The organism is Nonomuraea sp. NPDC048892 (assembly GCF_040649735.1).
Lineage (GTDB): Bacteria > Actinomycetota > Actinomycetes > Streptosporangiales > Streptosporangiaceae > Nonomuraea > Nonomuraea maheshkhaliensis.
On record NZ_JBEZFZ010000048.1, the window covers coordinates 29076 to 45453 of the forward strand.

At 71.9% G+C, this 16378-nt stretch carries 3 protein-coding genes (1 of these 3 running past the window's edge); all 3 read left to right on the forward strand.

Features of this window, described 5'->3' with window-relative positions; genetic code table 11:
• A protein-coding gene (locus tag AB0C28_RS54335) for a non-ribosomal peptide synthase/polyketide synthase (protein WP_358085095.1) crosses the window boundary here: on the forward strand, positions 1-6178 show its final stretch. It extends 12971 nt beyond the left edge of the window; only the last 6178 of its 19149 coding nucleotides appear in the window; its start codon lies beyond the left edge, outside the window; the stop codon is at positions 6176-6178.
• Positions 6178-14883 (forward strand): amino acid adenylation domain-containing protein, encoded by an 8706-nt coding sequence (locus tag AB0C28_RS54340; protein ID WP_358085098.1) that lies wholly within the window; start codon positions 6178-6180, stop codon positions 14881-14883. Before AB0C28_RS54335 ends, AB0C28_RS54340 begins: the two co-directional genes overlap by 1 nt.
• Positions 14883-16378: condensation domain-containing protein (locus tag AB0C28_RS54345; RefSeq protein ID WP_358085101.1), on the forward strand; the 1496-nt coding region annotated here is incomplete at its 3' end. The genes AB0C28_RS54340 and AB0C28_RS54345, both read left to right, overlap by 1 nt.

Below are 16378 nucleotides of genomic sequence, written 5' to 3' on the forward strand. Positions count from 1 at the left end.
CCTGGCCTCGGAGGCGCCGATCCGGGCCTGGTTGATCGAGGACGGGCCTGAGGAGCGGATCCTGGTGGTGGTGATCCACCACATCGCCAGTGACGGGTGGTCGCGGGCGCCGCTGGCTCGGGACGTTTCGGTGGCTTATGCGGCGCGGTGTGCCGGGCGGGCTCCTGAGTGGGACGCTCTGCCGGTCCAGTACGCGGACTACGCCTTGTGGCAGCGGGAACTGCTCGGTGACGAGGACGATCCGGACAGTCTCGTCGCCCGGCAGATGGCGTACTGGCGGGAGGCCCTGGCCGGCATCCCGGAGGAGCTGGAACTGCCCGCCGACCGGTCACGCCCGGCGGCGGCCTCGCACCAGGGGCACAGCGTGCCGATCGAGATCCCGGCCCACGTCCACGCCCGGCTGGCCGAGGTGGCGAAGGCGGAGCGGGTGACCACGTTCATGGTGGTCCAGGCGGCGTTGGCGGTGCTGCTGTCGCGGCTCGGGGCGGGCACCGACATTCCGATCGGAACGGCCAACGCGGGACGTACCGACGAGGCCCTCGACGATCTGGTGGGCTTCTTCATCAACACGCTGGTGCTGCGGACCGACCTGTCCGGCGACCCGACCTTCCAGGACGTGCTCGCCCGGGTGCGCCGGACGAGCCTCCAGGCCCTCGCCCACCAGGACGTGCCGTTCGAACGACTCGTGGAAGAACTCGCCCCGAGCCGGTCACGCGCCCGGCATCCGCTGTTCCAGGTGCAGCTCGACCTGCAGAACCTGGCGGAGGCCGTGCTGGAACTGCCCGGCGTGCGGGCGGGCGGGCTGCCGGGTGGGACGTCCGTGGCCAAGTTCGACCTGGAGGTACGGCTCGGTGAGGTCTTCGACGCGCAGGGGGCGCCTGCTGGAGTGCGTGGATCCGTGATCGGGGCGGCCGACCTGTTCGATCCGGGGTCGGTCAGCGGGATCGCGGGGCGGCTCGTTCGGGTGCTGGAACTGCTCGTCGCCGATCCGCAGGCTCGGGTCGAAGCGGTTGACGTGCTTGATGTGGGTGAGCGGCGGCGGGTGGTGGAGGAGTGGAACGACACCGCTGTTGATCTTGGTGGGTTGTCGGTGGTGGAGTTGTTTGAGGCGCAGGATCCGGGTGCGGTGGCGGTTTCTGTGGGTGGTGTGGAGGTTTCGTATGGGGAGGTGGAGGAGCGAGCGAATCGGCTGGCGCATGTCCTGATCGGTGAGGGGGTGGGGCCGGAGTCGGTGGTGGGGGTGTGCCTCGATCGCGGAGTGGATCTGGTCGTGACGCTGCTCGCGGTGTGGAAGGCGGGGGCCGGTTTTGTGCCGGTTGATCCGGGTCAGCCGGTGGAGCGGGTGGCGTTCATGCTGGCGGATTGTGGTGCGGTGTTGACGGTGACCAGTGGTGAGGTCGCGGATGAGTTGCCGGCCGGTCGTGGGCGGGTGCTGGTGGTGGATGACGTCCTGATGGGGCTGCGACTGTCGGGTGCACCGGCGGTGCGGCCCGCCCGCGAGTTGCGTGGTGATCAGGTCGCCTATGTCATCTACACCTCCGGGTCCACGGGCCGGCCGAAGGGTGTGGCGGTGACCCAGGCGGGCTTGGCGAACTACGTGAAGTGGGCTTCGGGCGCTTATGGGGTGGGTGGGGGTGTGCCGTTGCATTCGTCGGTGGCGTTCGACTTGTCGGTGACGAGTTTGTGGGTGCCGTTGGTGTCGGGTGCTGCGGTGGTGGTGAGTGCTCAGGGTGGCGTTGAGGGGTTGTCGGAGGTGTTGTCGCCGGGGTTGGGCCTGGTGAAGGTGGTTCCGGCGCATCTGAGTCTGCTGGCCGAGACAGTGCCGGTGGATGTGGCGCGGACCTGGGTGGTGGGTGGCGAGGCCCTGTCAGGTGCGGTGGTGCGTTCGTGGCTGGAGCGGTCTCCCGGGTCGGTGATCGTTAACGAGTACGGCCCCACGGAGACGGTTGTCGGGTGCTGTGTCTACGAGGCGGGGGTTGACGTTGGAGAGTCGGTGCCGATTGGGCGGCCGATCGCCAACTGCCGGTTGTTCGTGCTGGATGAGTGGTTGCGTCCGGTGCCTGCGGGTGTGGCGGGTGAGTTGTATATCGCGGGTGCTCAGGTGGCGCGCGGTTATGTGGGACGTGCGGGTCTGACGGCGGAGCGTTTTGTGGCCTGCCCGTTCGAGGTGGGTGAGCGGATGTATCGCTCTGGGGACCGGGTGCGGTGGTCGGCTGACGGCCAGTTGATGTTCCTCGGGCGAGTGGACGATCAGGTGAAGATCCGTGGATACCGGGTCGAGCCGGGCGAGGTGGCGGCGGTGCTGTCGGCGCATCCGCTGGTGGCCCAGGTGGCGGTGATCGCCCGCGAGGACGTTCCCGGTGACGCTCGGCTGGTCGCTTACGTGGTTCCGGCTGGGGATGGGGCCGAGGAGGCGGTGCTGGGGTATGCGGCGGGGCGGTTGCCGGAGTACATGGTGCCGGCGGCGGTGGTGGCGCTGGAGGCGCTGCCGCTGACGGCGAACGGCAAGCTCGACCGCAAGGCGCTGCCCGCTCCCCAGTACGCGGCCGGATCGGGGCGTGGCCCGGCCGATGCTCGCGAGGAGGCGTTGTGCGCGGCCTTCGCCGAAGTGCTCGGCCTCGACAGCGTCGGCGTGGACGACGACTTCTTCGCCCTCGGAGGCCACTCGTTGCTGGCGGTGCGGCTGGTCAGCCGGGTCAGGGCGTTGGTGGGGGTGGAGCTGGCGCTGTCGGAGCTGTTCGAGGCCCCGACGGTGGCCGCGCTGGCCGCTCGGCTGGATGCGGCCGGCACCGCCCGCCTCCCGCTCACCCCCGTACCACGGCCGGAGCGAGTGCCCCTGTCCTATGCCCAGCGGCGGTTGTGGTTCATCGGCCAGCTCGACGGCCCCAGCGCCACCTACAACATCCCGATCGTGCTCCGGCTGCACGGCGACGTGGACGCCGAGGCGCTGGGTGCGGCGTTGCGGGACGTGGTCGAGCGGCACGAGGTGCTGCGGACGGTGTACCCGGTCGCCGACGGCGAGCCCTACCAGCGCATTCTCGGGACCGACGAGCTGGCGTGGGAACTGGGCCGGGCGGTCCGCGAGGACCTGGACTCCCTGGTCGGATACGCCTTCGATCTTGCCTCGGAGGCGCCGATCCGGGCTTGGCTGATCGAGGACGGGCCTGAGGAGCGGATCCTGGTGGTGGTGATCCACCACATCGCCAGTGACGGCTGGTCACGGGCACCTCTGGCTCGGGACGTTTCGGTGGCGTACGCGGCGCGCCGCGAAGGGCGCGCTCCGGAGTGGGACGCGCTCCCGGTCCAGTACGCCGACTACGCGCTCTGGCAGCGGGAACTCCTCGGCGACGAGAGCGACCCAAGCAGCGTGATCTCCCAGCAGGTCGCATACTGGCGCGAAACCCTGGCCGGCGCACCGGAAGAGCTGGAACTGCCGGCCGACCGCCCCCGCCCGCTCCTGGCCTCGCACCGGGGCCACGGCGTCCCGGTCGAGATCCCCGCCCACCTGCACGCCCGCCTGACCCAGGTGGCCAGGGACGAGGGCGTGACCACGTTCATGGTCGTCCAGGCCGCACTGGCCGTCCTGCTGTCCCGGCTCGGTGCCGGCACCGACATCCCGATCGGAACGGCCAACGCCGGACGCACCGACGAAGCCCTCGACGACCTGGTCGGCTTCTTCATCAACACCCTCGTGCTCCGCACCGACCTGTCCGGCGACCCGACCTTCCAGGACCTGCTCGCCCGCGTACGCCGGACGAGCCTCCAGGCCCTCGCCCACCAGGACGTGCCGTTCGAACGACTCGTGGAAGAGCTCGCCCCGGCCCGGTCCCGCGCCCGGCACCCCCTCGTCCAGGTGATGCTGACGCTGCAGAACACCGCAGAAGCCACCCTGGAACTGCCCGGCACCCGCACCGGCGAGCTGTCCGCCGGCGCGCCCGCCGCGAAGTTCGACCTGGACCTGCGCCTCGTCGAGACCTTCGGCTCCGAGGGCGAGCCCGTGGGCGTGCGCGGAACGCTCATCGGGGCCGCCGACCTGTTCGAGCCGGCCTCGGTCGCCCGCCTGGCGGCTCGCCTGATCGGCCTGCTGGACCTGCTCCTCGCCGACACCCGGGCCCGGCTCGCATCGGTCGACCTGCTCGAACCGGACGAACGCCACCGCCTGCTCACCGAGTGGAACACCGCCCCGGCCCCGGCGGAACCCGCCACGCTGCCGGAACTGTTCGAGGCGCAGGCCGCCCGCACCCCGGACGCGGTCGCCCTCGTGTCCGGCGGCGTCACGGTGACGTACGCGGAGCTCGACACGCGCGCCAACCGGCTGGCCAGGCGGCTGATCCGGCAGGGCGCCGGGCCGGAGTCGGTGATCGGCATCTGCCTGGAGCGCGGGATCGACCTGGTCGTGGCCGCGCTCGGCGTGCTCAAGGCCGGGGCCGCGTACCTGCCGGTGGACCCGGCGTACCCGGCCGAGCGGATCGCGTACTCGCTGGCCGACGCCGGGGCCGCGTACGTCATCAGCGCCGACGCCCTCGGCGACCGGCTCCCTGACGACGTGCCGCGCCTGCCCGTGACCGACCCCGCCGACCCCGCCGACTCCGGCGCGCCCGTCGCCACGGAACGACGGACGCTCGCCCCTGACCATCCCGCGTACGTCATCTACACCTCAGGCTCGACCGGCCGCCCCAAGGGGGTGACGGTCACCCACGCCAACGTCACCGGCCTGTTCGCGCAGACCCGCCCGCTGTTCGGCTTCGGGCCCGGCGACGTGTGGAGCTGGTTCCACTCGGCCGCGTTCGACTTCTCGGTGTGGGAGCTGTGGGGCGCGCTCCTGCACGGCGGGCGCGTCGTGACGGTGCCGTACGCGGTGTCGCGGTCGCCGGAGAAGTTCCTCGCCCTCCTCGAACGCGAACGCGTCACCGTGCTGAGTCAGACGCCGTCGGCGTTCTACCAGCTCATGGCCGTCGAGGAACGCCGTCCGGAAGCGGTCGCCGCGCTGCGTGCGGTGGTGTTCGGCGGCGAGGCGCTGGACCCGGGCCGGCTGACCGGCTGGTGGGAACGCCACGGCACCGCCGATGGTCTGCGCCTGGTGAACATGTACGGCATCACCGAGACCACCGTCCACGTCACCTGCCACGAGCTCAGCCCGGACGACGGTGGTCGGGGCAGCGTGGTCGGCCGCGGCCTCCCCGGGCTGAGCGTGTACGTCCTGGACGAACGGCTGCGCCCGGTGCCCCCGGGCACTGTCGGCGAGGCGTACGTGGCCGGCGGCCAGCTCGCCCGCGGCTACCTCGGACAGCCGGCGCTGACCGCGGGCCGGTTCGTGGCCTGCCCGTTCGGGAGGCCCGGCACGCGCATGTACCGGACCGGCGACCGCGCCCGCTGGACCGCCGACGGCCACCTCGTCTTCCTCGGCCGCGCCGACGACCAGGTGCAGCTCCGCGGCTTCCGCATCGAACCCGACGAGGTACGGGCCGTGGTGGCCAGTTGCCCGCAGGTCGGGCAGGCGGCGGTGATCGCCCGCGAGGACACACCGGGCGATCTCCGCCTGGTGGCCTACGTCACGAGCGCTACTCCCAGCGGCGCACCCACCGGGGGCGCGACCGCCGGAGACGCGTTGCCGGACACCGTCAGGCGGTTTGTGGCCGAGCGGTTGCCGGCGCACATGGTGCCCGCCGCGGTGGTCGTACTCGATGCGCTGCCGCTGACCGTCAACGGCAAGCTCGACCGCCGTGCGCTCCCCGCTCCCCAATACATGTCCGGCGCGGGGCGGGCGCCGGCCGACGCTCGGGAAGAGCGGTTGTGCGAGGCGTTCGCCCAGGTCCTCGGGCTGGAGAGGGTCGGCGTTGACGACGACTTCTTCGCGCTCGGCGGACACTCGCTGCTCGCCGTGCGGCTGATGAGCCGGATCAGGACCGTGCTGGGTGTGGAAGCCGACCTCGCGGCGCTGTTCGACGCCCCCACCCCGGCCGGCCTCGCCCGCCGCCTCCCCGACGAGACCGACAGGACGGACGAGAAGGGCACGACCTTCGGGACCGGCCCGAACGGCGGGATCGACAGGACCGGAGCAGACAGCGGGGCCGACAGGACCGGAGCAGACGGAGGGACCGGCACGAACGACGGCGGGCAGGTGGGTCGGCGGCCCCGGCCGGCGTTGCGGCCCATGAGCGCGGGGGAGGAGTCCTGATGATCCCGTTGTCGTTCGCGCAGCGCCGCCTGTGGTTCATCGGCCAGTTGGAGGGTCCGAGCGCCACCTACAACATCCCGATCATCCGCCCCCTGCCGGGCCGGACCGACCACGCCGCGCTCGAAGCCGCCCTCCTCGACGTGATCGGCCGGCACGAGGCCCTGCGCACGGTGGTCACGACCGTGGACGGCGAGCCGTACCAGCGGGTGATCCCGTCCGCCGAGCTGACCTGGACGCTGCCGGCCGTGGACGTGGCCGAGGCGGACCTGGACGACGCGCTGGCCGCGGCCTCCGCCCACATCTTCGACCTGGCCCGCGAGATCCCGATCCGCGCCTGGCTCTTCCGCTGCGGCGAGAACCGGCACGTGCTCGCCGTGGTGCTGCACCACATCGCCGGCGACGCCTGGTCGATGGGCCCGCTGACCAGGGACGTCTCGGTGGCCTACGCCGCCCGGTCGGCGGGCCGGGCGCCGGAGTGGCAGCCGCTGCCGGTCCAGTACGCCGACTACACGATGTGGCAGCGCGAACTGCTCGGCGACGAGACGGACCCGGACAGCGTCATGTCCCACCAGCTCGCCTACTGGCGCGAGACCCTGGCCGGCGCGCCGGTGGAACTGACGCTGCCCTTCGACCGCCCCCGCCCTCCGGTGGCGTCCTACCAGGGCATCAGCGAACGCCTGGAGCTCCCCGCCGACGTCCACCGGCGGCTGGTCCAGGTGGCCAGGGCCGAGGGCGTGACCGTGTTCATGCTGCTGCAGGCCGCGCTGGCCGTCCTGCTGTCCCGGCTCGGCGCGGGCACCGACCTGCCGATCGGTACGGACGTCGCGGGCCGCACCGACGAAGCCCTGGACGACCTGGTCGGCTTCTTCGTCAACACCCTGGTCCTGCGTACGGACCTGTCGGGGGACCCCACGTTCACCGAGGTCCTGACCCGGGTGCGGGCGACGGACCTGGCCGCGTTCAAACACCAGGACGTGCCGTTCGAGAAGGTCGTCGAGGAGCTGGCACCGGCGCGCTCGCTGTCCCGGCACCCGCTGTTCCAGGTGATGCTCACCGTGCAGAACGTCACCAAAACCGTCATGGACGAACCCACCACCCCGAACCCCGCCACCCAGGACGGCGGGGTGACAGGTGGATCGCCCGGGGCCCAGGGGGCTTTGGGGGCGAAGTTCGATCTGGAGGTGTCGTTCGGTGAGCTGTTCGACGCCGCCGGCGCGCCCGCCGGGATGCGTGGTGTCGTCACCGCCGCCGCCGACGTCTTCGACCGCGGCGGCGTCGCCGCGCTCGCCGCCCGGCTGGCCCGGGTGCTGCACCAGGTGAGCGCCGACCCCGGTGTCCGGACGAGCGCGGTGGACGTGCTCGACCCCGTCGAACGGCGCCGCGTCCTCACGGAGTGGAACAAGGTCGCCTCGGCCGCCGTCCCCGTCCCCGACGACATGCGCCCCCTGGCCACCCGCGCGTACGTGCTGGACGAGCACCTCACCCCCACCCCGATCGGCGTGACCGGCGACCTGTACGTGGCCGCGTCCGGGCAGCGGCCGGAACGATTCGTGGCGAACCCGTTCACCTCCGACGGAACCGTCCTCTACGTCACAGGCCACCGTGCCCGCTGGACGCCGGCCGGCGAGCTCGTCATCGTCTCCCGTACCGGCGACAAGCCAGCCCCCGACCGCCGGCTCGTCGCGTACGTGGTGCCGGCGCCCGGAGCCGTCGTCGACGCGGCCGAGCTGAAGGAGTTCGTCCGCCGGCACCTGCCCGAGTCGATGGTTCCGGCCGCGCTGGTGACCCTCGACGAGCTGCCGCTGACCCCGAACGGCAAGATAGACACCAAGAGCCTGCCGATGCCGGACCTCACCGCACTCGCCGCCACCGGACGCGGCCCCGCCGACCCGCGCGAGGAGCTGGTGTGCGCCGCGTTCGCCGACGTCCTCGGCCTGGCGAGCGTCGGCGCCGAGGATGACTTCTTCGCGCTCGGCGGCCACTCGCTGCTGGCCATCCGCCTGGCGGAACGGCTGCGCGCCCAGGGCATCGACGTCCCCGTACGCGCCCTCTTCGAGACCCCGACCCCCGCGGGCCTGGCCGCCACGACGGGCGCGGAACGGACCGCGGTGCCGCCCAACCTCATCCCGCCCGGCGCCACCGCGATCACCCCGGACATGCTGCCCCTGGTGGACCTGACCACCGACGAGATCGACCGGATCACGGCGACCGTCGAAGGCGGCGCGGCCGACATTGCCGACGTCTACCCGCTCGCGCCCCTCCAGGAGGGCCTGCTCTTCCACCACCTGCTGGCGGAGGACGGCGGCAGGGACGCGTACGTGATGCCGACGGTGCTGGAGTTCGACTCCCGCGACCGGCTCGACGCCTTCCTCGACGCGTTGCAGCGCGTGGTGGACCGGCACGACATCTACCGCACCTCCATCGTCTGGGCCGGGCTGCGCGAACCGGTGCAGGTCGTCCGGCGGCACGCCACCGTCCCGGTCGAACGGGTGACCTTGCCGGACGGGCCGGGCGACCCGGCCGAACGGCTCGTGGCGCAGGCCGGGCAGAGCATGGACCTCACCCGCGCCCCCATGATCACCGTGCACACCGCCCCCACACCAGAGGGCCGATGGCTGGCGCTGGCCAGGGTGCATCACATGGTGCAGGACCACATGGCGCTGGAAGTGCTGCTCGCCGAGATCCTCGCGTTCCTGTCCGGACGTGGTGACGAGCTGCCCGAGCCCCGGCCGTTCCGCGACTTCGTGGCACGGTCGCGCGACGCCGCGGACCGCGCGGCCCACGAACGCCACTTCGCCGGCCTGCTCGGCGACGTCACCGAGCCGACCGCGCCGTTCGGGCTGGTGGACGCGCGGGGCGACGGGAGCGACGTGGTACGCCGGGTCGTGGCGTTCCCCGACAAGGCACAGCGGCGGCTGCGCGCGGTCGCCAGGCGGCTCGGGGTCAGCACCGCGACGCTCCTGCACGTGGCCTGGGCCCGGGTGGTGGCCGCGGTGTCGGGCCGCGACGACGTCGTCTTCGGCACCGTCCTGTTCGGCCGCATGCACGCCGGCACCGGCGCCGGCCAGGTTCCCGGCCCGTACATCAACACTCTGCCGGTACGGGTGCGCACGCACGAGCTGACCGTGCTCGCGGCCGTGTCGGAACTGCGCGGGCAGCTCGCCCGGCTGATGGAGCACGAGCATGCGCCTCTCGCGCTCGCCCAGCAGGCCAGCGGCGTTTCCGCGGACACCCCGCTGTTCACGTCATTCCTCAACTACCGCCACAACACCGCCCGCGGTGAAACCGGCAGGGGCGGCGACACCGGGAACAGCGGTGGCGGGGGAGGGCTCGACGGCATTCGGTTGCTGCTTGCTCGCGAGCGCACCAACTACCCGCTCGGCGTCGCGGTCGAGGACGACGGAGACGGGCTCGCGCTGACCGTGGACGCGGTGGCGCCCATCGACCCGGAGGCCGTCGGAAGGCTGCTCCGCACCGCCACGGAGAACCTCGCCGCCGCCCTGGAGGACGCTCTGAACGGCGGCCCCGACGTGCCGCTCGGGGCCATCAACGCCCTCGGCGAGGACGACCTCCACCGAATCCTGCACGAATGGAACGCCACCGCCCCCGACACGGCCACCGATACCGTCGCCGGCACGCCCGGCACCCCCGGCACACCTGGCGTGGTCGGCACGTCCGGCACGCCCGGCTTTGTCGGCACCCCCGGCACCCCTGGCACGGCCGACGTCTCCGGCACGACCCTGCCGGAGTTGGTGGCGGCGCAGGCGGTCAGGACACCTACCCGGATCGCGGTCGTCTCCGACGGCATGGAGCTGACTTACGCCGAGCTGGACGCGCACGCAGACAGGCTCGCCCATGTGCTGCGTGAGCGGGGCGCCGGTCCGGAGTCGGTGGTCGCGGTCGCGATGGAACGGGACGCCGAACTGGTCGTGGCCCTGCTGGCGGTGCTGAAGTCCGGGGCCGCGTACCTGCCGGTGGACGTCGAGTACCCGGCCGAGCGGATCACCGCCATGCTGCGCGACGCCGCACCGATTCTCGTCCTGACCTCCCCCACGACCGCCCCCACCCTGCCCCCGTCGCCCGTCCCGACCCTCGTCGCAGGCGACCCACCCTCCACGCAGCGGCCCCACCTCACCGAGCCCGCCACTGCCATTCCTGCCCCTGCGACCGGTGGGCCGTTGCCGGAGCATCCGGCGTACGTCATCTACACCTCGGGCTCCACCGGCCGGCCCAAGGGGGTCGTGATCTCGCATCGGGCCCTGGTCAACCACCTGCGCGCCGCCGCCGAGCGGGTGCCGCTCGGCGTGGACGATCGGATGGTGGCGGTGACGACGGTGTCGTTCGACATCGCGGCGCTGGAGTTGTTCCTGCCGCTGGTGAGCGGGGCACGGGTGGTGCTGGCGGCCAGGGAGACCGTACGGGAACCGGGCGCTCTGCTGGAGCTGGTCAGGGAACGTGGCGCGACGGTCATGCAGGCGGTGCCGTCCCTGTGGCGGGCGCTGCTCGACGCCGGCGAGTGGCCGTGTGACGTGCGGATGCTCGTTGGCGGTGAGGCGCTGCCCGGCGAGCTGGCCGCGCGCATCACCGGCATGAAGGCATGGGCCGCGAACCTGTACGGGCCCACCGAGGCGACGGTCTGGGCGACGTCCGCCCGGGTGATGGACGGGCCGGTGACGATCGGGCGGCCGTTCGCCCACACGCGCGCCTATGTACTGGACCGACAGCTGCGCCCCGTCGCCGCCGGGGTCGCGGGGGAGCTCTACCTGGCGGGCGCCCAGCTCGCCCGCGGCTACCTGCGCCGGCCAGGTCTGACCGCGGAGCGGTTCGTGGCCGCCCCGTTCGGCCCGGACGGCGACCGCATGTACCGGACGGGCGACCTGGCACGATGGCGGCCCGACGGCACGCTCGAATGTCTGGGCCGGACCGACGACCAGGTCAAGGTGCGCGGGTTCCGGATCGAGCTGGGCGAGATCGAGGCCGTGCTCGAACGGCACGAGCTGGTGGCGCGCGCGTCGGTGGCCGTACGCGACGACGCGGCCGGCGGCCCATACCTGGTCGGGTACGTCGTCCCGGCCCCCGGCGGGCAGCCGGACGGCCTGGAGCTGCGTGAGCACGTCGCTCGCGAGCTGCCCGCGTACATGGTGCCGTCGATCATTATGGTCCTCGACACGCTGCCGCTGACCGCCAACGGGAAGGTGGACCGCAAGGCGCTGCCCGCCCCCGGCCGCACGGCCGGCTTGCGCCGCCGGGCCCCCGCCACGCCGCGCGAGGAACTGCTCTGCGGGATCTTCGCCCACGTGCTGGGGCTGCCCGAGGTGGGGGTGGACGACGACTTCTTCGCCCTCGGCGGGCACTCGCTGCTCGCGGTGCGGCTGATCAGCCGGGTGCGGACGGTGCTCGGGGTCGAGGTGCCGCTGCGGCTGCTGTTCCAGGAGCCGACGGTGGCGGGGCTGGCGAGTCGGCTCGGCAACGCAGGTGCGGCCCGGCGCGGCGTACGGGCGGCGGAACAGCGGCCGGAACGGGTGCCGCTGTCGTTCGCGCAGCGGCGGGTGTGGTTCCTCGGGCAGTTGGAGGGGCCGAGTCCCACGTACAACATTCCCGCCGTGCTGCGGCTCGGCGGCGAGGTCGATGGCGTGGCGCTGGGAGCGGCGTTGCGGGACGTGATCGCGCGGCATGAGGTGTTGCGGACGGTCTTTCCCGAGGTGGAGGGGGAGCCGTACCAGCGGGTGGTGCCGATGGCGGAGCTGGAATGGGAGCTGGCGGCGGTCGAGGTGGCGCCCGAGGAGCTGGACGCGGCGGTCGGTGCGGCTGTGGGGTACGCGTTCGATCTGTCGGCCGAGGTGCCGGTGCGGGCGTGGTTGTTCTCGGTGGGGGCGGATGAGCACGTGCTGGTGGTGGTCGTGCATCACATCGCCGGTGACGGGTGGTCGATGGGGCCGCTGGGGCGGGATGTCTCGGCGGCGTACGCGGCCCGTTGCGAGGGGCGCGCTCCTGGGTGGGAGCCGTTGCCGGTGCAGTACGCGGACTACGCGTTGTGGCAGCGCGAGCTGCTGGGGGACGAGCGGGACCCGGAGAGCGTGTTGTCCGGGCAGCTGGCCTACTGGCGGGAGGCGTTGGCGGGGGCGCCGGAGGAGCTGGCGTTGCCGGTGGACCGGCCGCGCCCGGCAGTGGCGTCCTACCGGGGGCACAGTGCGCCGGTCGAGGTCGCGGCCGGGGTGCACGCGCGGCTGGTGGAGCTGGCGCGGGCCGAGGGCGTGACCACGTTCATGGTGATTCAGGCCGCGCTGGCGGTGCTGCTGTCGAGGCTCGGCGCCGGCACAGACCTGCCGATCGGTGCCGCCCACGCGGGACGTGACGACGAGGCGTTGGAGGAACTGGTCGGGTTCTTCGTGAACACCCTGGTCCTGCGCACCGATCTGTCGGGGAACCCGACGTTCCGCGAGCTGCTGAGCCGGGTGCGGGAAACCGGGCTGGCGGCCTTCGAGCAGCACGGCGTGCCGTTCGAGCGGCTGGTCGAGGAGCTGGCGCCGGCGCGGTCGATGGCCCGGCACCCGCTGTTCCAGGTGATGCTGACGGTGCAGAACACCGGCACGGCGGCCCTGGACCTGCCCGGAGTGTCGGCCGCCGGGCAGCCCGTGGCGGCGGCCGCCAAGTTCGATCTGGAACTGGGGCTGGCTGAGGCCGTGGACGCCTCCGGGGCGCCGGCCGGCGTGCGTGGGTCGTTGGTGGCGGCGGCGGACCTGTTCGAGCGGGAGTCGGTGGAGGCGCTGGCGGATCGGCTGGTTCGGGTGCTGGAGACGGTCACCGGAGATCCGGAGCTGCCGTTGAGCGGGGTGGATGTGCTCGATGAGGCTGGGCGGCGGCTGGTGGTGGAGGAGTGGAACGACACGGGTGCGGAGGTGCCGGCGGGGTCGTTGGCAGGGTTGTTCGAGGCGCAGGTCTTTCGGTCGCCCGATGCGGTGGCGGTGGTGGGGGAGGGGGTGGAGGTGTCGTTCGCCGAGCTGGACGCGCGGGCGAATCGGGTGGCTCGGTTGTTGGTGGGGCGTGGTGTCGGGGTGGAGTCGGTGGTGGGGGTCTGCCTGGAGCGTGGGGTTGATCTGGTCGTCGCGTTGCTGGGGGTGTTGAAGGCGGGGGCTGCTTATCTGCCGGTGGATCCGGATTATCCGGATGAACGGAAGGCGTACCTGGTGGAGCAGGCCGGGGCGGGATGTGTGATCACTTCGTCGGCTGGGGGGTTGCGTGGGGAGGTCGTGCTGGATCCGGCGGAGCTGATGGCTCTGTCTGGTCAGAGGTTGACCGCTGAGGAGCGTGGCGGTGTGCTGACGGGCGCGAATGCGGCTTATGTGATGTTCACGTCGGGTTCGACGGGGCGGCCGAAGGGGGTGGTGGTGCCGCATGCGGGTGTGGTGAATCGGCTGGTCTGGATGCAGGAGCGGTTGGGGTTGTCGCCGGGTGAGCGGGTGTTGCAGAAGACGTCGTTCGGTTTTGACGTGTCGGTGTGGGAGTTCTTCTGGCCGTTGCTGTGGGGCGGGGTGCTGGTGTTGGCGCGGCCGGGTGGGCATCGGGATGCCGCCTATCTGGCGGAGTTGATTCGCCGTGAGCGGGTGGATGTGGCGCATTTTGTGCCGTCGATGCTGGAGGTTTTCCTGGCTGAGCCGGCCGCTGCCGACTGTGATGGCTTGCGGTGGGTGGTGTGTTCAGGGGAGGCGTTGCCGGCGCACCTGGCGCGGCGCTTCGCCGAGGTGCTGGGTGGGGTTGGGCTGGAGAACTACTACGGGCCCACCGAGGCGTCGATCGATGTGACCGCTTTCCGATGTGAGGCGGATTGGGAGGGTTTGTCCGTCCCGGTTGGGCGGCCGGTGGCGAACACTCGGGCGTATGTGCTGGATGAGTTCCTGTCGCCGGTGCCGCCTGGCGTGGTGGGCGAGCTGTATGTGGCGGGCGTTCAGCTGGCTCGTGGCTATGCCGGGCGTGCGGGGCTGAGTGCCGAGCGGTTCGTGGCGTGTCCGTTCGAGGTGGGCGAGCGGATGTATCGGACCGGAGACCGGGTCAGTTGGTCGGTTGAGGGTGAGTTGTTGTTCGCCGGTCGGGCCGATGATCAGGTGAAGATCCGGGGCTTCCGGGTGGAGCCTGGTGAGGTCACTGCGGTGCTGGCCGCTTGTCCTGGGGTGGGGCAGGTGGCGGTGGTGGCGCGGGAGGACCTGCCCGGGGAGGTGCGGCTGGTCGCCTACGTGGTTCCGGCCGGTGAGCGGGCGGGGATCGAGGAAGCGGTGCGGCGGTTCGCCGGTGAGCGGGTGCCGGAGTACATGGTGCCGTCCGCCGTGGTCGTACTGGAGCAGTTGCCGGTGACGGTGAACGGCAAGCTCGACCGCAAAGCCCTCCCCGTCCCTCAGCACGTCACCACCCCCAGCCGCGAACCGTCCACCCGCGAAGAGCAGGTCCTGTGTGAGGCGTTCGCGCGCGTCCTCCGCCTGGAGAGCGTCGGGGTGGATGACGACTTCTTCCGGCTCGGCGGGCACTCGCTGCTGGCGGTGCGGCTGGTCAGTCAGATCCGGGCGGCGCTCGGTGTGGAGGTGCCGTTGAAGGTCCTGCTGGAGACCCCGACGGTTGCGGGACTTGCACGACAGCTTGGTGATCTCAAGTCGGCGAGGCCGGCGTTGCGGCCCATGCGTACTCAGAACATGCGTACTCAGAAGGAGTCCTGATGATTCCGTTGTCGTTCGCGCAGCGCCGGTTGTGGTTCGTCACCCGGTCGGAAGGGCCGAGCGCCACGTACAACATGCCAGTCGTGCTGTCGCTGTCAGGCGAGGTGGACGTCGCGGCGCTGAGCGCGGCGTTGCGGGACGTGATCGGGCGGCACGAGGTGCTGCGGACGGTCTTCCCCGACGTGGAGGGGGAGCCCTACCAGCACATCGTGCCGGTCGAGGAGCTGGCGTGGGAGCTGACCGTGGTCGAGGTCGCCTCGGCCGACCTGCCCGCGAAGGTGTCCGAGGCGGCGGCTTACGCCTTCGACCTGGCGGCTGAGGCGCCGATCAAGGCGTGGCTGTTCGAGGCGGGGGCGGGCGAGCGGGTGCTGGTGGTCGTCGTCCATCACATCGCGAGTGACGGCTGGTCGATGGGGCCGCTGGCGCGGGACGTGTCGGTCGCGTACGCGGCGCGGTGCGACGGGCGGGCGCCTGAGTGGGAGCCGCTGCCCGTCCAGTACGCCGACTACACCCTCTGGCAGCGGGAACTGCTCGGCGACGAGAACGACCAGGACAGCCTCGTCTCCACCCAGCTGGCGTACTGGCGGGAGACCCTGGCCGGCCTGCCGGAGGAGCTCGAACTGCCCTACGACCGGCCGCGTCCGGCGGTGGCCTCGCACCGGGGGCACACGGTGCCGATCGAGGTGCCGGCCGAGGTGCACGCCCGGGTGGCGGAGCTGGCGCGGGTCGAGGGCGCGACCACGTTCATGGTGTTGCAGGCCGCGCTGGTCGTGCTGCTGTCGCGGCTGGGCGCGGGCACCGACGTCCCCGTCGGCACGACGGTGGCCGGTCGTACCGACGTCGCGCTCGACGACCTGGTCGGGTTCTTCGTCAACAACGTGGTGCTGCGTACGGATCTGTCCGGCGACCCCACCTTTACGCAGGTGCTCTCCCGCGTCCGGCAGACCGGGTGGAGCGCGTTCGCGCACCAGGAACTGCCGTTCGACCGCCTGGTGGAGGAGCTGGCACCGGCGCGGTCGATGGCGCGGCATCCGCTGTTCCAGGTGATGTTCAAGGTCCAGTCGACCACGAACACCGAGGCGGAGTTGGAACTGCCGGGGGTTCGGGCGGGCGGGCCGTCCGGCGCGGTGTCTGCGGAGGTGACCGCCGGGATGTCGGCGGCGAAGTTCGACCTGGACTTCACGCTGGGCGAGGTGTTCGGTGCCGGGGACGTGCCTGCGGGGCTGCGTGGGTCGGTGGTGGCGGCGGCCGACGTGTTTGATCGCGGGTCGGTGGAGGTGCTGGTCGGTCGGTTGGTACGGGTTCTGGACGCGGTTACCGCTGACCCCGGGACTCGGCTTAGTGGGGTTGAGGTGATGGGTGAGGGTGAGTGGCGTCAGGTGGTGGAGGGGTGGAATGACACGGGTGTGGGGGTGTCGGCGGGGTCGTTGGTGGAGTTGTTTGAGGGGCAGGTGGTGCGGTCGCCGGGTGCGGTGGCGGTGGTGGGGGCGGATGG

What these genes read in the sequence shown, in the direction of transcription:
- AB0C28_RS54340 (WP_358085098.1), top strand. Translation starts at nt 6,178, where the DNA reads ATGATCCCGTTGTCGTTCGCGCAGCGCCGCCTGTGGTTCATCGGCCAG.